Annotated in this window: 20 protein-coding genes, 1 tRNA gene and 1 pseudogene; 15 read left to right on the top strand and 7 right to left on the bottom strand. The window is 72.0% G+C overall.

What is annotated here, in order from left to right; all coding sequences use genetic code 11:
* A pseudogene (locus FVS66_RS36515) lies at positions 1 to 325 on the top strand (hypothetical protein); the annotation flags it as partial.
* A gap of 154 nt (positions 326 to 479) precedes the next feature.
* Here FVS66_RS36515 and FVS66_RS03790 read toward each other — a convergent pair.
* Positions 480 to 564: transfer RNA gene (locus tag FVS66_RS03790), tRNA-Ser, on the bottom strand.
* 197 nt (positions 565 to 761) lie between these two features.
* Positions 762 to 2,168 carry a PLP-dependent aminotransferase family protein gene (locus tag FVS66_RS03785; protein ID WP_149179530.1) on the bottom strand — a complete coding sequence of 469 codons (1,407 nt, stop codon included), beginning with the start codon at positions 2,166 to 2,168 and terminating at the stop codon, positions 762 to 764.
* Positions 2,169 to 2,205: 37 nt separating this feature from the next.
* On the opposite strand from FVS66_RS03785, the gene FVS66_RS03780 reads away from it, so the two are divergent.
* The 4 genes from FVS66_RS03780 (at position 2,206) to FVS66_RS03765 (ending at position 4,426) form a co-directional block, all read left to right on the top strand.
* Entirely contained in the window at positions 2,206 to 3,159 is a 954-nt protein-coding gene (locus FVS66_RS03780) for a DMT family transporter (RefSeq protein WP_262386793.1), read from the top strand.
* A gap of 223 nt (positions 3,160 to 3,382) precedes the next feature.
* A complete protein-coding gene (locus FVS66_RS03775; RefSeq protein ID WP_149179528.1) occupies positions 3,383 to 3,787 on the top strand; it encodes a DUF1622 domain-containing protein in 405 nt (134 codons plus the stop codon).
* On the top strand, positions 3,784 to 4,065 hold the full coding sequence (locus FVS66_RS03770) for a hypothetical protein (RefSeq protein ID WP_187645368.1): 282 nt from the start codon (positions 3,784 to 3,786) through the stop codon (positions 4,063 to 4,065). Before FVS66_RS03775 ends, FVS66_RS03770 begins: the two co-directional genes overlap by 4 nt.
* Before the next feature lie 52 nt (positions 4,066 to 4,117).
* Complete coding sequence (locus tag FVS66_RS03765; protein WP_149179527.1) at positions 4,118 to 4,426, top strand: hypothetical protein; 309 nt, start codon at positions 4,118 to 4,120, stop codon at positions 4,424 to 4,426.
* On the opposite strand, the gene FVS66_RS03760 is transcribed toward FVS66_RS03765, so the two are convergent.
* Positions 4,423 to 6,039, bottom strand: coding sequence for a trypsin-like peptidase domain-containing protein (locus FVS66_RS03760; protein ID WP_149179526.1), 1,617 nt, complete (start codon positions 6,037 to 6,039; stop codon positions 4,423 to 4,425). The two genes, FVS66_RS03765 and FVS66_RS03760, sit on opposite strands and share 4 nt — an antisense overlap.
* A 217-nt stretch (positions 6,040 to 6,256) precedes the next feature.
* Here FVS66_RS03760 and FVS66_RS03755 point away from each other — a divergent pair, with 217 nt between their 5' ends.
* The 3 genes from FVS66_RS03755 to FVS66_RS03745 all read left to right on the top strand — a co-directional run bounded on the left by FVS66_RS03755 (position 6,257) and on the right by FVS66_RS03745 (position 8,840).
* On the top strand, positions 6,257 to 7,063 hold the full coding sequence (locus tag FVS66_RS03755; RefSeq protein WP_149179525.1) for a glycerophosphodiester phosphodiesterase: 807 nt from the start codon (positions 6,257 to 6,259) through the stop codon (positions 7,061 to 7,063).
* 47 nt (positions 7,064 to 7,110) lie between these two features.
* Positions 7,111 to 7,797: an ATP-binding protein gene (locus FVS66_RS03750; protein WP_149179524.1), complete on the top strand. Its 687-nt coding sequence runs from the start codon at positions 7,111 to 7,113 to the stop codon at positions 7,795 to 7,797.
* 71 nt (positions 7,798 to 7,868) lie between these two features.
* Positions 7,869 to 8,840 (top strand): DUF5926 family protein, encoded by a 972-nt coding sequence (locus FVS66_RS03745; protein ID WP_149179523.1) that lies wholly within the window; start codon positions 7,869 to 7,871, stop codon positions 8,838 to 8,840.
* Between the two features lie 285 nt (positions 8,841 to 9,125).
* Here the strand turns inward: FVS66_RS03745 and FVS66_RS03740 are convergent, their stop codons facing one another.
* From FVS66_RS03740 to FVS66_RS03735, 3 genes are all read right to left on the bottom strand, one after another.
* A complete protein-coding gene (locus FVS66_RS03740; RefSeq protein ID WP_149179522.1) occupies positions 9,126 to 9,752 on the bottom strand; it encodes a hypothetical protein in 627 nt (208 codons plus the stop codon).
* A gap of 119 nt (positions 9,753 to 9,871) precedes the next feature.
* Positions 9,872 to 10,039, bottom strand: a complete 168-nt coding sequence (locus tag FVS66_RS34790; RefSeq protein ID WP_187645367.1) for a hypothetical protein — start codon at positions 10,037 to 10,039, stop codon at positions 9,872 to 9,874.
* Positions 10,039 to 10,725, bottom strand: a complete 687-nt coding sequence (locus tag FVS66_RS03735; RefSeq protein WP_149179521.1) for a bifunctional DNA primase/polymerase — start codon at positions 10,723 to 10,725, stop codon at positions 10,039 to 10,041. The genes FVS66_RS34790 and FVS66_RS03735 overlap by 1 nt, the downstream gene beginning before the upstream one ends.
* A gap of 523 nt (positions 10,726 to 11,248) precedes the next feature.
* Between FVS66_RS03735 and FVS66_RS03730 the strand changes: the two genes are divergently transcribed.
* Together FVS66_RS03730 and FVS66_RS03725 are read left to right on the top strand one after the other, a co-directional pair.
* Positions 11,249 to 12,931: a PP2C family protein-serine/threonine phosphatase gene (locus FVS66_RS03730; RefSeq protein ID WP_149179520.1), complete on the top strand. Its 1,683-nt coding sequence runs from the start codon at positions 11,249 to 11,251 to the stop codon at positions 12,929 to 12,931.
* A gap of 173 nt (positions 12,932 to 13,104) precedes the next feature.
* On the top strand, positions 13,105 to 14,568 hold the full coding sequence (locus FVS66_RS03725) for an aminopeptidase P family protein (protein ID WP_149179519.1): 1,464 nt from the start codon (positions 13,105 to 13,107) through the stop codon (positions 14,566 to 14,568).
* Positions 14,569 to 14,719: 151 nt separating this feature from the next.
* On the opposite strand, the gene FVS66_RS03720 is transcribed toward FVS66_RS03725, so the two are convergent.
* Positions 14,720 to 15,166, bottom strand: coding sequence for an ATP-binding protein (locus tag FVS66_RS03720; RefSeq protein ID WP_149179518.1), 447 nt, complete (start codon positions 15,164 to 15,166; stop codon positions 14,720 to 14,722).
* A gap of 222 nt (positions 15,167 to 15,388) precedes the next feature.
* Here FVS66_RS03720 and FVS66_RS03715 point away from each other — a divergent pair, with 222 nt between their 5' ends.
* From FVS66_RS03715 to FVS66_RS03695, 5 genes are all read left to right on the top strand, one after another.
* Positions 15,389 to 16,180, top strand: coding sequence for a hypothetical protein (locus FVS66_RS03715; RefSeq protein ID WP_149179517.1), 792 nt, complete (start codon positions 15,389 to 15,391; stop codon positions 16,178 to 16,180).
* A 156-nt stretch (positions 16,181 to 16,336) separates the two neighbouring features.
* Positions 16,337 to 17,107, top strand: a complete 771-nt coding sequence (locus FVS66_RS03710) for a YcnI family protein (RefSeq protein WP_149179516.1) — start codon at positions 16,337 to 16,339, stop codon at positions 17,105 to 17,107.
* Positions 17,108 to 17,156: 49 nt separating this feature from the next.
* Entirely contained in the window at positions 17,157 to 17,855 is a 699-nt protein-coding gene (locus FVS66_RS03705; protein WP_149179515.1) for an SCO family protein, read from the top strand.
* Entirely contained in the window at positions 17,852 to 18,370 is a 519-nt protein-coding gene (locus tag FVS66_RS03700) for a copper chaperone PCu(A)C (protein WP_149179514.1), read from the top strand. The genes FVS66_RS03705 and FVS66_RS03700 overlap by 4 nt, the downstream gene beginning before the upstream one ends.
* Before the next feature lie 22 nt (positions 18,371 to 18,392).
* Positions 18,393 to 20,351 carry a FixH family protein gene (locus FVS66_RS03695; protein ID WP_149179513.1) on the top strand — a complete coding sequence of 653 codons (1,959 nt, stop codon included), beginning with the start codon at positions 18,393 to 18,395 and terminating at the stop codon, positions 20,349 to 20,351.

The following is a 20,351-nucleotide window of genomic DNA, read 5'->3' as shown; positions in this document are numbered from 1 at the left end:
GGGCGACTTCGGAGATCGTCTTGCTCGATCTCAGCGCGATCTGGACGGCTTCCTCGCGGAACTCCGGCGAGTACTTACTGGGTGGTGCCACTTCTTCCTCGTTTCCTGTTCAGGACAACCCTATTGGGTCCCTGTCCGGAAACTTCGTGGCCCCTCACTCGTAGAGGTCCAGGAGGACGCAGGCCGTTACTTCGAGGGCGGCAAGATCGCTGGCTATCAAGATGGCCAACGGCCGAAGCTCCATCGGTTCCAGCTAGTGCCCTCAGGGTTCGACGAGCAGGCCACAGAAAAGGTGCGCGAGGTGATCGAGCGCAAGCTGGCCTAGGGTCCGCCCTGGCCCCTGACTCGTGGTCCACGCCTGGTCCACAGACACTGATCGGCAACGTGACAGAGGCGGATCAAGGTGAGACAGCCGCCACGCGGAAGAGGTGCCCCGCGTCGGGACACCCCTTCTGATCAGCACGTTCTCTGACCTGCTGCGGTGGGTGTGGGATTTGAACCCACGGTGACTCGCGCCACGACGGTTTTCAAGACCGTTCCCTTAGGCCGCTCGGGCAACCCACCCTTGCCCCGCCTCACCTGCCTGCGGAGCGGCTACAGCCTACCGGCTGCACGAATGCGGTGGGTGGGGCTGACTGGAGGATGACCACCGGCCCCAGCAGTGATCGTTCCCGCGGCGCCACCGCGCGAGGGTTGCTCTGCGGTCTCGGGGCCCTCCGGGGGCGGGCGACGGCGCCGCCTTCGGGACCGGCTGTCCGTGCCTACTGCTGCGCGAGTGCCTGCCCGATGGCGCGTGCGCCGTCAGGGAACGCGCCTGGATTCGGTCCGGAGTAGTTGAGCCGGAGGTAGGCCCCGGTCGGTTCGGCGGGGAACCACTCGTTGCCGGCGGCGATGATCACTCCGGCGGTCTCACAGTCCCGGACGAGTCGTGCCAGGTCGGTGTTGTCCGGCAGCCGGAGCCAGAGATTCAGCCCTCCCTGCGGTACGGCTTCCAGGCGAGCGGTGGGGGCGTGCTCACGGAGCGCGCCGATGAGGAGGTCTCGGCGGGCGGCAAGCTGGTGGCGGAGGCTTCTCAGATGTGTGCGCCACGCGGGCTGCGTGACGACGTCGAGTGCGACGGCCTGGAGGACGCCGCTGACGTACATGGACTCGGCTTGGGCGTCGGCGAGGATGCGCATCCGGGCGGGGCCGCGGGCGATCATGCCGGCGATACGGACGGCCGGGGAGACGCTCTTGGTCAGAGATCTCAGGTGGACGACGTGCCCGCTGTCGTCCCGGGCTGCGATGGGGACCGGGTCTGCGGCGATACCGAAGTCGTGCGCCCAATCGTCCTCGATCAGAAACGCGCCGTACTTGCGAACGACGTCGAGGACACGGTCGGCCAGTTCGGGTGCCCATCGGGCGCCGGTGGGGTTGGCGAAGTTCGGCTGGGCGTAGAACGCGCGTGCTCCCGTTTGCTCGAACGCTCGCGCCAGCTCGTCAGGGTCCGGGCCGTGGGCTCCGCTGGGGACGGGTACCAGCCGCACGCCCGACTGGGCGGCGGCGAGGATCGCCCCCCAGTACGTCGGTGACTCCACCAACAGCGGGCGGCCGGCGCCGACGAGGGCGCGGAAGGCGGTGCTGAGACCGCTCTGGCTGCCGGGGAAGACGACGACGTCGCTCGGCGTCGGCGGCGCGACCCCGAGAGGCATCGCGGTGCCGAGTTCGGTCGCGAACCATGCCTGCAGCTCCGGCAGCCCCGCCGCCGGCGGACGGCTGACGGCGGCATCGCCTCGGGCCGAGCGGGTGAACGCGGCCCGGACCAGGCGCTCCGGCAGCAGATCGCGGTCCGGGTAGCCCGAGTGCAGCGCGATCACGTCGTTCGGGAGGGTCCGCAGCGCTGTGGACAGCTGCGGGGTGCGGTTCTGCGGCGATCCGAGCGCCGCCGTCTGCCACCCGTAGTCGTTCGGACGAGCCACGCGGATCGCACGGACAAAGGTCCCCACTCCGGGTCGGCTCTCCACCACCCCCTGCGCCGCCAGGGTCCGCAGTGCCTTCTGCACCGTGACCGGGCTCGCCCCGTACTGCGCGACCAGTACCCGCGTGGACGGCAGCCTCGCACCCGGCACGGCCGTCGCGATCCACTTGTGGAGCCCAGCGACGATCCGCGAACTGCTATCGTCATACATGACAGACAATAGTAGCGCTACTCTTATCGAGACGCCGGTGCTATCCCGGTCCCGCGCAGGTCTCGGGTGGGGGCTCCTCGGGGTCGCGGCGTTCTCGTTCACCGTCCCGTTCACCCGTGTCGCCGTCGAAGGCGGTGGGATGTCGCCGCTGTTCATCGGCTCCGGCCGTGCGGTGATCGCGGCGTTGCTCGCAGCCACCGCGCTGGCGATCACAAGACAGCGCCTGCCCCGCGGTGTCCAGTGGGTCCGTCTTTCGGTCGTCGCCGCCGGCGTGGTCGTCGGCTTCCCTGTGCTGACCTCTTTCGCGCTGACCACCGCCTCGGCCAGCCACGGTGCCGTCGTGATCGCGCTCCTGCCGGCCGCGACCGCCGTGATGGCGGTGCTCCGCGGGCACGAACGACCCCCGGTCCCGTTCTGGGCCATGGCGATCATCGGTGCGATCGCCACGATCGTGTTCACCTCGCTGCGGGGTGGCGGCTTCAGCGGTCTCCACTGGTCCGACCTGCTCTTGCTCGGCGCCGTCGTCGCGGCCGGGACCGGTTACGCGGAAGGGGGGCTCCTTGCCCGTGAGCTGGGCGCCTGGCAGACCATCTCCTGGGCGCTCGTGCTCTCCGCGCCGCTGATGATCGCCCTGCTCGGCATCTCGATGTCGCAGCGCCCTCCGACCGGCACGTCGATCGAGTGGGCCGCGTTCGCCTACCTCGGAGTTGTGAGCATGTTCCTCGGCTTCTTCGCCTGGTACCGGGGACTCGCGATCGGCCCGATGGCGCAGGTCGGTCAGATACAGCTCGTCCAGCCCGTGATGAGCATCTGCTGGGCCGCGCTGTTCCTGAGCGAGCACGTCACCTGGTCCACCGTCCTCGGCGGTGTCACCGTCATCGCCTGCGCCGGCATCGCCGTACGCACCCGGCTTGGGCGCGTGGCGGGTGCGGACGCGAGGTGGGGCGCTGCGGATGCTCGGGTGGATGAGCAGGGGGTCAGTCGGAGGTGAGTAGGGGGTCAGTCGGGGGATTCGCTTGGAGAGTCCGCCGAGTGTGTCAGCTCCTGTGCCGCCACCCCGCAGGGCGGGCTTCCGGCCCGGTCGCGGTGATCTGACGCCCCGGGTGCTTTCCCGGGGCGAAACCCTTGCCGCGGATCCATCCGAGTGACGGTCTGCGCTCGCGCCAGGCGTGTCGCCGCCTGCCCCCGGCGCAGGGGCGGGTACGCCGTCACGTATGACGCTCTCCCTCGAAGTACTGTCCGAGTCGGATCTGCGGGAGGCGATCGGGCTGCTGGTGCGGCTGATCGAGCTGGCCGGGGCGCTGATCATCTTTGTCGGGGCCGTGTGGGCCTTCGTGCAGTTCCTCACCGTCGGGTGGCGTGAGCGGGGGCGGGCCCAAGGGTTCAATCGGATTCGGTTGCGGCTGGGGCGCTTTCTCGTACTCGGGCTGGAGTTCCAGCTGGCGGGGGATGTTCTGCGGACCGCAGTCGCGCCGAGTTTCACGGACATCGGGCAGCTCGCCGCCATCGCCGCGATCCGGACCGCGCTGAACTACTTCCTCGGCCGGGAGATCGCCCAGGAGCGCGACGAGATCGAGTACGGCGGTAAGCGGCAGCCGGCCGCGGCACCGGCTCCGTGAGGGGCTGGCTGCTCCAGGCCGCCGGGCTGTGTGTCGCCGCGGGCCTGGTCGCCTGCCCCTTCGCGTACCGGGCCGGCCGGCGCGTCCGGGCCGTCATCGCCGTACTGCTGGACTTCCTCACCGCCGCCGGGCTCCTGCGGCTTGCCGCCGACCCCGGCTGGGGCGGCATCGGCGTCGCGGCCGTCGTCATCGCCATCCGCCAGGTCGTCGCCGGGCGGATCACGAGCGTGGGTGTGTCAACTGTGGCACGCCTACATGAGGGTCACCCACAGGAGTGATGTGGGGTTTGAAGCGCGGAAATCCTGCCTGCGGGGGGAGTTGAGCCGCTCGGTGGGGGGGTGCTCGTACGACGACGCCGACGGCCGGCTCCGCGTCGGAGTGCTCATCGACCCGACCGACCACCTCTGCCTCGACCTGCCGGAGGCCGCGGACGAGCTCATCGAGCCCGCCCACAGCCCCCGCAACGCCACCGGTGCCAGCGCCTTCGTCCACAAGGGGCCGCGCTGCCAGGGTGATGCGATGCCTTCCGGCTGCGCCCGGCGGCGGCGCCGGTGCCCGGCTCACGCTGCGGTCCGTCGTCTTCCGCTGAGCATCGCCGAGCCGTCCGAGCCCGGTGCGTCCTTTCGGACCACGGCCTAGTCGCCCTTGCGCTCGCCGAGTGTGATCTGGACCTGCTTCTCCTGGCCGCCCCGCTTGTACGTGAGCGTGACGGTGTCGCCGGGACGGTGGGTCCAGATCTCGCTGATCAGTGTCGGGCCGCTGTCGATGATCCGGTTGCCGAAGCGCGTGATCACATCACCGGGCCGCAGACCCGCCTTCGCCGCGGGGCCGTTCGGCGAGATCGCCGGCGTGCCGCCCGCGCCCTCGTCGACGATCGTGGCGCCCTCGCCCTTCTCCGTCATGTTCACCGTCGCCCCGATCATCGGGTACACCGGCTCACCCGTCTTGATCAGCTGCTCCGCGACACTCTTCGCCTGGTTGACCGGGATCGCGAAGCCCAGGCCCACCGATCCGGCCTGCGACTGGCCGAAGCCCCCCGAGCCCGGCGACTGGATCGCCGAGTTGATCCCGACCACCGCGCCGCGGGCGTCGAGCAGCGGGCCGCCGGAGTTGCCCGGGTTTATCGACGCGTCCGTCTGCAGCGCGCTCATGTACGAGTTCTTGCCGCCCGAACCGTCGCTGGACGCCACGGGGCGGTTCTTGGCGCTGATGATGCCGGTCGTGACGGTGTTGGACAGGCCGAACGGCGCGCCGATCGCGATCGTCGCGTCGCCCACCGCCACCTTGTCGGAGTCGCCCAGCGGGAGCGGCGTCAGACCTGAGGGCGCGTTACGGAGCTTCAGCACGGCCACGTCGTAACCCTGCGCCCGTCCCACCACCTCGGCGTCGTACTTCTTGCCGTTCGAGAACGTCGCCGTGACCGTGCCACCGTCCGCCGCCGACGCCACCACGTGGTTGTTGGTGAGGATGTGGCCTTCCCGGTCGTACACGAAGCCGGTTCCCGTACCGCCCTCGCCGTCCGCGCCGCCGGACTTCGCCTCGATCGTGACGACGCTCGGCAGCGCCTTGGCCGCGACGGCCGCGACCGTACCGGGGTCGCGCTTGAAGTCGGCCGGGGCGTCGCCGACCGAGACGGTCGTCGAACCGGCCGGGTTGTCGCTGCGCTCCGCCGCCCAGTAGCCGATCCCGCCGCCGACACCGCCGGCCATGAGGGCCGCGACGAGCACCGCCGCGACCAGGCCGCCGGAACGTCTACGCGGGGCCGGGGCGGCGGGCGTCTGGTACGGAGCGGCTCCCCAGACCTGGCCGACGCCGCCCGCCGGGGGCAGGCCGTGTGCGGCGCCGTATGCGCCCTGGGTGGTGCCGGTTCCGGGTACACCGCCCGGCATGCCCTGTGCGCCCTGAGCGCTGTGTACGTGGGGGTCGGCCGGTGCTCCGTACGGGGGGTACGCCGGCGGCGCGGCCGGGGGAGGGGGCGTCGGGGCCGGGGCCGGAGCCGGGGCCTCCGCCTGCGTCGGCATCTGTGTCGTCGGGTCGGTGGCGGAGGTATCGGCGGTGGCGTGGTGCGCCGCCGTGGGCTGCTCGGCCGGGGCGTACTGCTCGGGCGGGGCCGAATGCTCCGCCTCCGCGGACTCGGGCGCCGCGGACTCGGGCGTCGGCGGCGTGGGCTTCGCCGGGGTGCCCTCCGGAGCGGACGCGGACGGGGCGTCGGGGGCGGACGGGACCGCGTTGCCCTCGTTCTCGGTGCTCACAGCTCGTTCTCCTCGGTATCCACGTCGTCGTATCGGCAAGAGCCCGCCGTGCAGTATCCGCACTCAGCTTTTCCTACTGCTCGTCAGGCCACTGTAAGCGGGAGCTGTGTGTATGCCACCTCTGTCTTTATTTCTGGACAAACAACGCATTCTCTACCGCGGCCGAAGTATGCCGGGTGGCGTCCGCCGACCGGGCGAACGATGGCACCATGACGCGGTGACCCACGCACGGCAGCACACCATCCAAGTCGTCGCCCACCGCGGCGCCTCCGAGGACGCACCCGAGCACACCCTCGCCGCGTACATGAAGGCGATAGAGGACGGGGCCGACGCCCTCGAGTGCGACGTCCGGCTCACCGCGGACGGCCACCTGGTCTGTGTGCACGACCGCCGCGTGAACCGCACCTCCAACGGGCGCGGCGCGGTATCCGCCCTGGAGCTCGCCGACCTGGCGGCCCTCGACTTCGGGTCCTGGAAGGACCGCGACGAGAGCCCCGACTGGGGCGACCCCGAGTTCACCTCCGTCCTCACGCTGGAGCGACTGCTGGGCCTGGTCGCCGACACCGGCCGGCACATAGAGCTGGCGATCGAGACCAAGCACCCCACACGCTGGGCGGGCCAGGTGGAGGAGCGGCTGGTCCAGCTGCTGCGCAGGTACGGGCTCGACGATCCGCCCACCCCCGCCGACTCGCCCGTACGGATCATGAGCTTCTCCGCCAGGTCCCTGCACCGCGTCGCGGCCGCCGCGCCGGACGTCCCGACCGTCTACCTCACACAGTTCGTCTCGCCCCGCCTGCGCGACGGGCGGCTCCCGGCCGGCTCCCGGATCGCCGGGCCCTCCATCCGGATCGTCCGCAACCACCCTGCCTACGTCGCCCGGCTCCACCGTGCCGGCCACCGCGTCCACGTATGGACCGTGGACGACCCCGAGGACGTCGAACTGTGCGTACGCCTCGGAGTGGACGCGATCATCACAAACCGCCCCAAACAGGTTCTGTCCCAACTGGGACGTACGCCCCAGTAGTTACGGGGAGTGCTCCGGCGCGTCCGCTCCGTGTCGGCCTGTGTCGAATGCGTCACTGTATGCGGACTGGCCGGTTTCCGGTCCAGGCCATTGGGGCATTCACACCGTGGCGTGGGGCGAAGGAGGTCTCGGGGGTGGCGTTGGTGGTGGCACAGGAAGTGCCGACGTCGTCAAGCATGGCCGTACCCCATGGCCCTGCGGGCGTGGGCGAGGCGAGACACCGGATGCGGGAGCAGCTGCTGCGCAGCGGCGTCTCGGAATCGGTCGTCGACGATGCCGTACTCATCCTTTCCGAATTGCTCAGCAACTCATGCCGGCACGGCAGACCGCTGGACGCGACCGAGATCGGTGAAGGCGCCGTCCGGGCCGCCTGGCGGGTCGACGTCCACGGCGCACTGACGGTCGAGGTGACGGACGGAGGCGGTCCGACCCGACCAGTTCCGGCCACGCCCTCGGTCACCGCGCGCGGCGGCCGCGGGCTGAACATCATCAGCGCGCTCGCCCAGGACTGGGGCGTACGGGACAGCACGTCCGGCGAGGTCACGGTCTGGGTCCAGGTGACCGGAGCGGCGCCGTGCCGCGACGGTCTCGCTACGCGCCTCAACGGTCATCGCCGTGACAGACAGGTTCCCTCCTCTCCCTCCGGGGTGAACGGCACCGCGCCGTTGCACGGTGGCGGGGGTCCACTCGGGGGCGATCTGGGTTTTCTCGACGCGTACGAGGACGTGGACTGAGCCGTCCGAGGTCCCGTACGACTAGGCTCGCGGTCCGACACAGGACCGCGTTCCAACGGGAGAACCCACGCATGGCCAAGAAGCGCCCCCAGAAGAAGGCCGCCGGCGCACCGCAGGTGACGAACGGGGAGGTGCCGGTCGTCGGCGCCCGCGAGCCCTGCCCGTGCGGTTCGGGCCGCCGCTACAAGGCGTGCCACGGCCGGGCCGCCGCGCACGCGGTGACCGAGCTGGTCCAGCGCCCGTTCGAGAGTCTTGCCGGCGAGTGCGACTGGGTCGCCCTGCGCGAACTGGTCCCCGCGGCGACGGCGCCGCTGCATCTCAAGGGCGGGCTCCCGGAGGGCGTACCGTCCGTGACGCTGGCGACCGTACTCCCGATGGCGTGGCCAGCGCTGCGCCGTGACGACGGTTCCGTGCTGCTGGCGCTGCAGAACGACACGTCCTCCGGCGACCTCAGCCGCGACATGGCGGACACGCTCCAGCGGGCGCTCGAAGCGGAGCCGGGCACTCCGGTCGCCGCGCGCCGGGTGCCCGCGGAGGGGCCGCGGCTCCAGGACCTGCTCGACCCGGAGGCCGCTTTCGAGCCGGTCGTCCACACGGGCTTCGAGTTCTGGGTGCCGGAGTCCGCGGAGAGCGCGTCGCCGGACGTCGCCGCGTCGCTGGAGCGGGCGAACGCGGCCGCCATCCCGACGGTCAAGCTGCCGGACGTGGACGCCGCCTACTGGTGCGAGACCCCGGAGAAGAACCACCTGCGCTGGGTCATGCCGCATCCGGAGGAGCAGCTCCTCGACGCGCTCGCCCGGCTGCACGCCGCCGGTACCTCGTCGCTCGGCGACGGCACGCGGCTGGTCGGGTCGTTCCGGGCGCACGGCCTGGTCGTCCCGGTCTGGGACCTGCCCCGCGAGATGAGCGCGGCCGACTGCGAGAAGCCGGCCACCGAGTTCGCCGAGCGGCTGGCGGGCGCTCTGGCCTCCGACGCCCCGCTCACCGCGGAGGAGCGGCGGGCGCGCGGTGGGCTCACCAACCGTCAGGTCACCCTCAGCTGAGCACCCCGGCGGAGTACGGGTGAGCTACGGGCGCCGTACGGGCCGGGTAGCGGCGGAACACCGGCGGAACACTGGCGGAACACCGGCCGCGCGCTCGGCCCGACCGTCACACAGCCCTTACTCGTCGGTAAATCGCTGTCCGAATAAGAGAGATCGAATTTGCGAATAGCCGATCTCTTGTTACCGTTCTAGAAGCCCGGTCGCTGGTGCATCCCCCGTCGCCAGCGACCGGGTTCTTGCATTTCCCCGGAATCCGATCTTCCGGTTCCGCTTCCCGGACCCGGCTCAACCCGCCGCCGTCTGCGGCCGGTTGCTGCCGGACCTCAGCAGCAGCGGGCTTTCCGGATCTCCACTGGCCGCGAACTCCGCCACCGCCGTATAGTCCTCGATCCCACCGCGCACGCTTTCACGTGGCGTTTCGCAGGTTCGTGGCTCATCGCCCGCCGCCACCACGCAGTGGGTGCGCACGGTGCGGCCCGCCGGGCCCATGAAGCTGAGGATCGCGCGCAGCTCCTCGCCCTTGATGTTGCGGTAGTAGGTCCGCGCCCATGACTCGGCGGCCTCGGCGACGACGCATGTCTGTGCCTCGACGCCGTCCGGTGACACGAGCGCCGGTCCGCACTGTGTGACGCGGCTCTCGCTGTCGGCATAGGAAGTGCTGTCACTTTCGGCCAGAAGCGGCGAAAGCGGGGAGTCCAGGGAGCCCGGGTCCGCCCCGGGGGCCTTGTCGTCGGAGACGGATGAGCCGACGGGGGACGCGTCGGGCGTCGGGGCGGCCGCTGCCGGGTCCCGCTCGCCGTCGGCGGCGACCACGGTGTGTTCGGGGCCTCCGGCCGGTCCCGCGATCGCCACCATCGGCAGCAGCGTCGCGGCGGCCACGACGGCGCCGAGCCCGATCATGCGGAGATTCATGGGTGTCCCACCTGGCCTGGGCGGCCTGCCGGGGTTGTCCTACGGTGGGCTGACGATATCGGTGGTCGGCACACGCCTTCGGGGCCGCGTGCCCGTTTCCCGTACAAGTCGGCCCCGCTTCACACCCGTACGAGTGACGCGCTCGCGTCCGGCACGTCGGTAGCGCCCCACGCGACGCCCCACGCGACGTCGTACGCGACGTCGTACGCGACGTCGGCGCCGCGCGCGCTCGCGTACGCACCGCCGGCGCCGCGCGCATCACGTACGCCCGGTCGGCGCCGCGCCATCAGTAGCGCAGCCGGCTGCCGCCGCCCGGGGCGCCCGTGCTCGCCTCGACGAGGGCGTCCACGACCGTCTCGACGTCCGGGAGCCACGGCGCGCCGCCCGGTGTCGACAGCGGCGCCCGCTCCCAGCGCACCCGGCCCGTGCCGGTCTCCGAGGGCGGCAGCACGACATACCCGCCGTCGCCGTGGAACCGGAGCGAGCTCGGCACGGAGTCCTTGACGTACAGCAGCTCGCCGAGCCGTTCCAGGGAGTACGGGGCGACCAGCAGCGACCAGCGCGTCGGCGTCGCCACGACGGGGCCGAGCCGCATGCCGTTCCGGTCCAGTACCGCCAGAGCGCGGGCGCCCGCGACGGCGGGGAGGCTCACCGCGCAGGGCGCGCGGCCGCCGGTGGCGAGCACGATGGGCGCGTCCGGCCGGTTGGTCCACCACCAGCGCACCATCCGCGGGTCGGTGGAGGCCGCGAGCAGCCCGGGGTCGAAGGGGTGCGCGCCCGGGACGACGCACTCGGGATCGGGGCAGGCACAGCCGCGCTCCCGGTCGCCGCGACCGCCGGTCGCCTTGAGCCCCACGCCCGGGAGTACGGGCCAGTGCCACCCGGTGGCGCAGAGAAGCGCCGCGTCGAGGTGGGACGGCCGCTTCTTGCGCCCGAACCGGAGCCTGCGTCGCCTTCCGAGGATCTCGCGCATGAGCGCTCGTTCCTTTCCGTTGAACGCCGAGGTCCACATCACAACACGTGTGCGTTACTTCACTGTGCGTACGGGGCGGCGTACCGCCGCCTGGCCGCCGGCGGAAATGCCGTGCGGTCGGACAACACCGCTGGGGGGCGAGCGTCGGCTGAGTCCATTGAACGCATGGCGAGGGGTGGCGCGCGCAGGGCGCTTTTCCGTGCCGCTGAAGTGGTACCGCTGAAGAACCGCCGTACAGTCCCGCTGATCTTTCCCCGCCACGCGCACGCGGGGCCGGGGCGCGCCCTCGGTGGTGAGGACGCCAGGGCTTCCCGCCGGGTTCCGGACCTGCCCCAACTTCCCCTGGCCACCACCGATTACGTACCCCGCACGCTCGGAATGACGCTGCCTCCCGAGTTCACATGGTGTCGCCTCGGGCGGTGCCCCCTTGCCGAACGCGCTCAGTCGACCGCAAAACCTCCCCATCGGGGCTATTTTTTGGCCAAGTTCAGCATCGCACAGACACCACGCGCCCCGCTGGACAATGCTGGACATCCCCTCACGTGTACGTGTACATGTGGATGCAGTGATAGCGGCGCAGCATGACATGCGGATTGACATGGGGGTTTGCGATGCTATTGAGCAAAGAGAAGCAGCCGGAAAGCCAGCTGCCATGAGCGCCCCTCACCTGCCGAAAGTGGCTGGAATCGATCCAACGGTTCCCGCTCCTGCGCACACTGCAACGCCTCTCCCGGGCATTCCTGCCGCGGCCCCCGCACCCGGCACACTGATCCAGGACCGGCTGGCAGGCTGGGTCTCCGACCTGACCACCCTCCACGAACTCACCGAACGCCTCGCCCGGACGGGCACGATCGACGAGGCCCTCCGCGAACTGCTGCGCGCCGGCGCCGCGCTCGTCGGGGCACGTCGCGGCATGGCCGTCCTCGAACCGGCCGACGGGCACGGCCCCACCACGACCATCGGGCTCGGTCTCGCCCACGCAGACCTCGGCACCATCGAGACCGTCCCGCGCAGCGCCACCTCGTACGGGCGCATCCTCGACGGCCTGCCCGGCGGGCCGCTCCCCGGCCGCCGGCCCGTGTCCGAGCCGGGGACGGAGGCGGGGGCCGGGCACGGGACGGCACCCGAGCACGGGGCGGTTCCCCGGCGCGGAACCGCCGCGGACGACCTGGACGGTCGGCACCGCCCGGACGGGCCGCACCGCCCGGACGGTGTTCCCGGCCCCGTCGCCGTCCCCGACCTGCTCGGCGACGAGCACCTCGACCCCCGGCACCGCGAGGTCGCCGCCCGCCTCGGCTTCGCCGCCAGCTACGCCGTACCGCTCGCCACCGTGGCGGACGGGCGGCTGGGCGCCGCCCTCTGGCTGTACGACGAGCCCGCCGAACCGGACGAGCGCCGCCGCCATCTCGTGGGCCTCTACGGGCAGTACGCCTCCGAGCACCTGGGCCGGTTGGTGGAGCTGGAGCGGAGCCGCGCCGAGATCGCCACCATCACCGAGGAACTGCTGCCCACCCGGCTGCCCCGTGTGCCGGGCGTCGGGCTGGCCGCGCGGCACGTCACCGGGGCGCAGGGCGGCGGCGACTGGTACGACGCGCTGCCGCTGCCGGAGGGCGCGCTGGGCCTGGCGGTCGGCTCGGTCTCCGGGTCGGGGCCGAGCGCGCTGGCCGCGATGGGCAGGCTGCGGGCCTCCCTGCGCGCGTACGCCGTGATGGAGGGCGAGGACCCGGTCGCCGTGCTGTCCGACCTGGAGCTGCTGCTGCGGCTCACCGAACCCGCGCGCTCCGCCACCGCGCTCTTCGCCTACGCGGAGCCGGCGCGGCGGAAGGTCGTACTGGCCGGGGCCGGTCACGCTCCGCCGCTGGTCGTCGGCGGACGGCGCACCGAGTACGTCGAGACGTCCCTGTCGGCGCCGCTGGGCATGCTCGCCTGCTGGGAGGCGCCGAGCGTGGAGCTGGCCCTGGAGCCCGGAGAGACGGTGCTCCTCTACACGGACGGGCTGCTCCGCCGGATCGGCGGCCCTGTGGACCGGGCGTTCGCCCGGCTGCACGCGGCGGCGGCCAGTGCGCCGAAGGCCGACCGCGGCGATCCCGGGGCGGTCGCCGACCATGTACTGCGGCTGGTCCTCGCCGATCACCCGAACAGCCCGGACAAGGGCGGGCAGGGCGGCGACGAGGACGTGGTGATGCTCGCGGCCCGCTTCGACTAGTTCGACCAGGACGGGGCCGACCGGAGCGAGGCAGGTCCTTTCGGCCAGGTGCCGCCGGACAGGTGCTTGACCCCTGGGCCTCCTTACGTACGCCCGTACGATGGTGAACGTACCTCTGGGTCCGTGCGACCCGGGGGCAGGGGTTCAGTGTCGTACCTGAAGGAGGCGGACCCGTGGCCGATGAGCTCACTCCGGAGACCCCGGACAGCGACGAAGAGCCGATCGAGCAGCGCAAGAACGGCCTGTACCCGGGCGTCTCCGACGAGCTCGCCGAGAACATGAAGTCGGGCTGGGCCGACACGGAGCTGCGCGATCTGCGGCCGGTCCCGCAGGCCGCGCACACAGCCGCCCGACGCGCCGCGCTCTCCGCCCGCTTCCCGGGCGAGCGCCTGGTGATCCCCGCGGGGAACCTGAGGACCCGCTCGAACGACACCGAGTACAGCTTCCGCGCCGCCACCGAGTACGCGTACCTCACCGGCGACCAGACCGAGGACGGCGTCCTCGTCCTGGAGTCGAAGGCCGACGGCGAGGGTCACGACGCGACGCTCTACCTGCTGCCGCGCTCCGACCGCGAGAACGGCGAGTTCTGGCTCTCCGGCCAGGGCGAGCTGTGGGTCGGCCGCCGCCACTCGCTGACCGAGGCCGCCACCCTGTACGGCATCCCCACCGACGACGTGCGCGAGCTGCCCGGCAAGCTCGGCGAGGCGACCGGCCCGGTGCGGGTGGTGCGCGGCCATGACGCCGGGATCGAGAAGGCCCTCACCGACAAGGTCACCGCCGAGCGGGACGAGGAGCTGCGCGTCTTCCTCTCCGAGGCCCGGCTGGTGAAGGACGAGTTCGAGATCTCCGAGCTGGAGAAGGCATGCGCCTCCACGGCGCGCGGCTTCGAGGACGTCGTGAAGGTCCTCGACAAGGCCGAGGCGACCTCCGAGCGCTACATCGAGGGCACCTTCTTCCTGCGTGCCCGCGTCGAGGGCAACGACGTCGGCTACGGCTCCATCTGCGCGGCCGGCCCGCACGCCTGCACCCTCCACTGGGTTCGTAACGACGGCCCGGTCCGCTCCGGAGACCTGCTCCTGCTGGACGCGGGCGTGGAGACGACCGAGCTGTACACCGCCGACGTCACCCGGACGCTGCCGATCTCCGGCACGTTCACCGACCTACAGCGGAAGATCTACGACGCGGTGTACGAGGCCCAGGAGGCCGGCATCGCGGCGGTGAAGCCGGGCGCCGCGTTCCGCGACTTCCACGACGCGGCACAGCGTGTCCTCGCCGAGAAGCTCGTCGAGTGGGGCCTCGTCGAGGGGCCGGTCGAGCGCGTCCTGGAGCTGGGCCTCCAGCGCCGCTGGACCCTGCACGGCACCGGCCACATGCTCGGCATGGACGTCCACGACTGCGCCGCCGCGCGCACCGAGGCGTACGTCGGGGGCACCCTTGAGCCGGGCATGTGCCTGACGGTGGAGCCGGGCCTGTACTTCCAGGCGGACGACCTGACCGTGCCGGAGGAGTACCGCGGCATCGGCGTCCGGATCGAGGACGACATCCTGGTGACCGAGGACGGCAACCGGAACCTGTCGGACGGGCTGCCGCGCCGCTCCGACGAGGTCGAGGCGTGGATGGCCGGCCTGAAGGGCTGAGGCCCCAGCAGATCAGTGAAGAACGTCCCCCCGCCGGTACGCTGGCGGGGGACGTTTCACGTGAAACAGGGAGCGTTTCACGTGAAACACACACTCGGGATGTCGCGGCTCAGGCCGTCGAACTCAGGCCGTCGAACTCAGACCGTCGCGCTCACGTCGTCAGCGCCAAGGGCGCGTCCGCGCGCCACTTCACGATCTTGTCGAAGGACACCACGGCACCGCCCCGGCCGGCTCTGTTCCCGAAGTGGACGTGGTCGGCGAGCTCTTCGATCAGGCGCAGGCCACGCCCTCCCTCGGCGTCCGTGGGCGCGGAGCCACGGGGCACGACACGCACCGGTCCGGGCGGGAACCCGGGCCCTGAGTCGGCCACTTCGATACGGCACTTCTCTCCGTCCAGGTACGCGGTCACCCGGAACTCGGCGGAGTCCTCGCCACCGTGCTCGACCGCGTTGGCGCATGCCTCACCGAGCGCCAGCGACAGGTCGTAGGAGGTGTCCGGGTCGACCCCCGCGGCCTCCATGGCGCCGAGGAGGAGACGTCGGGCGAGCGGAACGCTCGCAGCCTCGCGCCGCAAGTGGAGGGACCACCAGATGCTCATGCTTCAGCCTCCTGGCTGCGGCTCGACATACCGTTACGTATTGCCCCATATTCGACGGGTAAGCATGGAGTTGACGCCTGATCCCTCTTTCAGCGGATGTGCGTGCCTCGTACGCCGTGTATGGGAGATCCATGGGGGCGCCTTTCGGGTTTCCGGCACCAAAGACGACGTACCGGACCTGCCGTGTGGGCGACGGGGGCGTGGTGGGATGATGGCCCGGCCATGTTCGCCCCCACTGGTCCACGGCTGCTGAGGGCCGCGGTGTTCACCGCGGTCTGTGTCGTGCTGTCCGCGTTGGGCCATGTCCTCGCCGCGTGCGAGGCCGTTCCGTGGTGGACGCTCACCGCCGGCTTCGCCGGCGTCTTCCTGCTGTCCCTGCCGTTCACCGGCCGGGAGCGCTCGATGCCGGTGATCACGACAGCGCTCGCGGGCGGACAGCTGGCACTTCACACGCTCTTCGGGATCGGCCAGGAGCACGCCGCCCCCGCCGCCACGGGCGGCGGTCCCGCGAGCGACGCGCTGATCCGGGCCGCCGCGCGGCTGGTGTGCGGCGCGGGCACCCGGCCGCTCACGCCGGGGGACGCCCACCGGATCGTCACGGCGGCGGGGCTCGACCCGACGGCGGCCGCGGCCGCCGCGGGTCCCGCCGCCGGTGCGGCACCGGTGGACCCGCAGACGCTGCCCAGCCTGTCGATGGCGCTCGGGCACCTGCTCGCCGCGCTCGTCACCGGCTGGCTGCTGCGCCGCGGCGACCTGGCGCTGCTCCGCCTCGCCCGGCTGGCCGAGCTGTCGGCGCGGGGCGCTGTCCAGGCCGCCGAGGAGGCGCTCGTACGGGCGCTGCGCGCTGCCCTCGTTCTCGTACGCGTCCTGCTCGCCGGGGTGCGGTCGCTGCTCGTCGCCGGGCCGCGTCCGGCGGGTGCGCACGAGGACGTCCCGCTGCCCGTGGCGGCGGGCGCGCTCCAGCACACCGTGATCAGGCGCGGCCCGCCGGCCGGCGTCGAGCTCGCGGCCTGACCCACGCGGTCCGGCTTTCCCGCAGCCCGACGCGGCCCACCCGGCCTTCCTCGCAGGGGTGGTGCCGCCATGCCCGTACGTGCGTGCGCATCTCCGACCGTCTGCGCGTCGGGCGTGCACGCCCGTTCTCCTTCTCTCTGTGGAGAGTGTTCCGACATGAACGTCACCCGTCTGTCCTCCCGGCTCGCCCTCGTCGGCGGCGCCGCCGTCTCCTCCGTCCTGCTGCTCTCCTCGGCCTCGTACGCCCATGTGACCGTCCAGCCGCAGGGCGAGGCCGCCAAGGGCAAGTACGCCACGGTCAACTTCAAGGTCCCCAACGAGCGGGACAGCGCCTCGACCGTGAAGCTCGAGGTAACCCTGCCGAAGGACCATCCGCTGGCCTCCGTGATGCCGCAGCCCGTGCCGGGCTGGACCGTGGTGGTCGAGAAGGCGAAGCTGGCCACCCCGCTGGATCTGCACGGCAAGAAGATCACCGAGGCCCCGTCCAAGATCACCTGGACCGCGAACGGCTCGAAGATCGGTCCTGGGCAGTTCCAGCAGTTCCCGGTGTCGCTCGGCCGCCTGCCGGAGAACACCGACCAGCTCGTCTTCAAGGCTCTCCAGACGTACGACAACGACGAGGTCGTGCGCTGGATCGAGGAGGCCGAGGAGGGCGCCGCCGAGCCCGACTCCCCCGCGCCCGTCCTGAAACTGTCCGCCGCCGAGGGCAAGGGCGGCTCCGCCGGGGCGGAGCAGGCGGACGACGGGAACGACAAGAACGAGAACGGCAAGAACGAGAGCGGCGAGAACGAGAGCGGGCAGAAGACCGCGGCCGCCTCCGGTGACGTGAGCGACACCACGGCCCGCGTCCTCGGTGTCGTCGGCATCCTGGTCGGTGCCGCCGGTGTCGCCTTCGCCGTCGTGTCCGGGCGCCGCCGCTCCGCGTGACCCCCGGACACATCCAGCCACCCGACTGACTGATCTGAGAGAAATCGTGATGCGCACTGTCATCCGCGCCGCGCGGCCCCGCCACGGGGCCCGGCGCACCCGGCTTATCGCCGCCGCCCTCGTCACCGCGTCGGCGCTCGCCCTGACCGCCTGCGGCACCGGTACGAAGGCGGGCAGCAGCCCCGTCGCCGACGTGTCCATGGCCGCCGACGCCTCGAAGCCCGGGACGGTCCTGGACCGCCCGTTCGAGAAGCCGAACCTCGTCCTCACCGACACCACCGGCAAGCCGTACGACCTACGCGAGCGGACCAAGGGCAAGCCCACCCTCGTCTACTTCGGCTACACGCACTGCCCCGACGTGTGCCCGCTGACCATGAGCAACATCGCCACCGCGATGAAGGAACTGCCCAAGGCGGACCGGGACAAGCTCGAGGTCGTCTTCGTGACCACCGACCCGGAGCGCGACACCCCCGCCGAGCTCGCCAAGTGGCTGCCGTCCGCCGGAGACCCCAGCTTCGTCGGCCTCAGCGGCGCGTTCCCGACGATCCAGGCCGGCGCCCGCCGGCTCGGTATCGGCATCGACCCGCCGTCGACGGACAAGGACGGCAAGGTCGTCTCCATGCACGGCGCGCAGGTGATGGCGTTCTCGCCGAAGACCGACCGCGGGTATGTCGTCTACGGCGAGGACACCAGCGTCGAGGACTACGCCCAGGACCTGCCGAAGCTCATCCGTGGAGAGAACCCGTGACCCGCCGCACCACCACCGCCGCCCTCTCCGCCGCGCTCGCGCTCGTCACGGGCCTGGCCCTGGGCGGCTGCTCGTCCGCCGACGCGGCGGACGGCAAGCCGCGGTTGAAGGTCAGCGGGGCCTTCATCCCCGAACCGGTGAACAGCGACATGGCCGGCGGCTTCCTCACCGTCACCAACACCGGCGACGCCGGCGACACGCTCACGGCCGTCACCAGCGACCTCTCCGACGACGTGCAGCTGCACGAGACGAAGGACCAGAAGATGCGGCAGGTCACCGGCTACGGCCTGCCCGCGCACGGCGAGCTGAGGCTGGAGCGCGGCGGCAGCCATCTGATGTTCATGGATCTGAAGCGCACACCGAAGCAGGGCGAGAAGGTCCGGATCGAGCTGCGCTTCAAGGAGTCCGACCCGATCGAGGTCGAGGTCCCGGTCGAGGCCAGGACCCACAACCCGAAGCAGGACGGGCAGCAGCACGACACGCACGGGCAGCAGCACGACGGCATGCGGCACTGAGCGGCGAGGAAGCACCATCACCATGACGGCCAACGCCCCCGGCTCCGGAGGCACCACCCGCCCGCCCCGGCTGCTGGCGCTGCTGCTGCTCACCGTGGCACTGCTCGGCACCGCGCTCTCCGGCGTGGCGGCGGCGCACTCCACGCTGTCCGGCAGCGACCCGGAGGACGGGGCGGTGGTCGCCACGGCGCCGCAGCGGGTCACGCTCACCTTCTCCGAGCAGGTCGCCATGGGCGACGACAGCATCCGTGTGCTCGAACCGAGCGGCAGGCGCGCCGACATCGGGGAGCTGCGCGACCTGTGCAGCGGCTCGGTCGTCAAGTACGGCGTCGACCTGCGCGACGGGGTGCCCGACGGGACGTACACCGTGGCCTGGCGCGCCGTGTCCGCCGACAGCCACCCGATCTCGGGCGCGTTCACCTTCTCCGTCGGCGAGCCGTCCGAGACTACGGTCACCCTGCCGGAGCAGCAGGCCGGCGGCGGACTCGTCGGCGCGCTCTACGACATCGGGCGGTACGTGTCGTACGCGGGCTTCGTCGTGCTGGTGGGCGGCGCGGCGTTCGTCCTGGCCTGCTGGCCGCGCGGGGCGGCGGCGCGGCCGGTGCAACGGCTCATCGCGTACGGGTGGGTGACGCTCACCGCGGCGACGCTGGCGCTTCTGCTGCTGCGCGGGCCGTACACCGGGTCCGGGGAGCTGGGCGACGTTTTCGACCTCGGCGTGCTCCAGGGGGTGCTGGACACCAAGACCGGTGCGGCGCTCACCTCCCGGCTGCTGCTGACCGGGGCGGCGGCGCTGTTCGTCGCGGTGCTCTTCGGGTCGTACGCCCGGCGCACGGGGCCCGGGGACCGGCCGGACCTGGTCTTCGGGCTCGCCGTCGGTGGGACGGTCGTCGCGGCCGGGATCGCCGGGACGTGGGCGCTGTCCGAACACGCGTCGACCGGGCTCCAGACGGGGGTGGCGATGCCGGTGGACGTGCTGCACCTGCTCGCCGTGGCGGCCTGGCTGGGCGGTCTCGCGGCGTTGCTGGTCGCGCTGTACCGGGAGCCGTCGATCGAGCGGGCGGCGGTGCTGCGGTACTCGCGCCTCGCGTTCGGCGCCGTGGTGGTGCTGGCCGCGACGGGGCTGTACCAGTCGTGGCGGCAGGTCGGCTCGTGGACGGCGCTGACCGGGACGGCGTACGGGCGGCTGCTGCTGGTGAAGGTCGGGCTGATCGCCGTTCTGCTCGGGGCCGGGTGGGTCTCGCGGCGCTGGACGCGGCGGCTGGCGGAGACGGTGGCGGTCGCTTCGGCGGAGACGGCGCCTCCCACCTCGTCCGAGAAGAAGGACGGGGCCGGCGACGGCGGCCAGGAGAGTGCGGAGGACCAGGCCGAGGGCGGCGCCCCGGTCCGCGGCGGTGCCGGTGATCCCGTACGTGCCGCGCAGCTAGCCCGGCAGCGGGCCGCCGTGGCGGTCGCCCGGAAACGCCGCGTCCGGGACGCCGACCCCGCACGGGCCGGGCTGCGCCGCTCCGTACTCGCCGAGTCGGCCGTCGTCGTGGTGCTCCTCGGCGTGACCACCGCGCTGACGGCGACGGAGCCGGGACGGACGCAGGAGCGGGCGGACGGGCAGCGGGCCGCCGCCTCGACCGCCGTACCCGACCGGCCGGTCGACGTGAGCCTGCCGTTCGACACGGGCGGCCCGGACGGCACGGGTACCGTCCGGCTGAACCTCGACCCCGGCCGGTCCGGCGGCAACACGCTCCGCGTATCCGTGGACGGGGCGGACGGGCGGCCGCGTGACGTGGCCGAGCTGAAGGTGTCGTTCACACTCGACGCGCAGGAGATCGGGCCGCTGCCCGTCGCACTGGACCGGGACGCCGCGGGCCGGTGGACCGCCAGATCCGCACAGCTCCCGATGCCGGGCGACTGGCGGATCCGGGTGACCGTCCGCACGTCCGACATCGACCAGACCACCATCGACAAGAACGTGAAGATCGGTTGA

It is taken from the genome of Streptomyces sp. TRM49041, from assembly GCF_008271805.1.
Taxonomy (GTDB): Bacteria; Actinomycetota; Actinomycetes; order Streptomycetales; family Streptomycetaceae; genus Streptomyces.
Note: the sequence above shows the minus strand (reverse complement) of the source record. Positions and strands in the feature narration are given on the sequence as shown.

Bases quoted from the DNA above. Each gene is read 5' to 3' on its own strand.
- FVS66_RS03785 (WP_149179530.1), bottom strand. From the start codon at position 2,168: ATGTATGACGATAGCAGTTCGCGGATCGTCGCTGGGCTCCACAAGTGG.
- FVS66_RS03775 (WP_149179528.1), top strand. From the start codon at position 3,383: ATGACGCTCTCCCTCGAAGTACTGTCCGAGTCGGATCTGCGGGAGGCG.
- FVS66_RS03750 (WP_149179524.1), top strand. From the start codon at position 7,111: ATGCGTCACTGTATGCGGACTGGCCGGTTTCCGGTCCAGGCCATTGGG.
- FVS66_RS03745 (WP_149179523.1), top strand. From the start codon at position 7,869: ATGGCCAAGAAGCGCCCCCAGAAGAAGGCCGCCGGCGCACCGCAGGTG.
- FVS66_RS03740 (WP_149179522.1), bottom strand. From the start codon at position 9,752: ATGAATCTCCGCATGATCGGGCTCGGCGCCGTCGTGGCCGCCGCGACG.
- FVS66_RS34790 (WP_187645367.1), bottom strand. From the start codon at position 10,039: ATGGCGCGGCGCCGACCGGGCGTACGTGATGCGCGCGGCGCCGGCGGT.
- FVS66_RS03735 (WP_149179521.1), bottom strand. From the start codon at position 10,725: ATGCGCGAGATCCTCGGAAGGCGACGCAGGCTCCGGTTCGGGCGCAAG.
- FVS66_RS03730 (WP_149179520.1), top strand. From the start codon at position 11,249: ATGCTGGACATCCCCTCACGTGTACGTGTACATGTGGATGCAGTGATA.
- FVS66_RS03720 (WP_149179518.1), bottom strand. From the start codon at position 15,166: ATGAGCATCTGGTGGTCCCTCCACTTGCGGCGCGAGGCTGCGAGCGTT.
- FVS66_RS03715 (WP_149179517.1), top strand. From the start codon at position 15,389: ATGTTCGCCCCCACTGGTCCACGGCTGCTGAGGGCCGCGGTGTTCACC.
- FVS66_RS03710 (WP_149179516.1), top strand. From the start codon at position 16,337: ATGAACGTCACCCGTCTGTCCTCCCGGCTCGCCCTCGTCGGCGGCGCC.
- FVS66_RS03705 (WP_149179515.1), top strand. From the start codon at position 17,157: ATGCGCACTGTCATCCGCGCCGCGCGGCCCCGCCACGGGGCCCGGCGC.
- FVS66_RS03695 (WP_149179513.1), top strand. From the start codon at position 18,393: ATGACGGCCAACGCCCCCGGCTCCGGAGGCACCACCCGCCCGCCCCGG.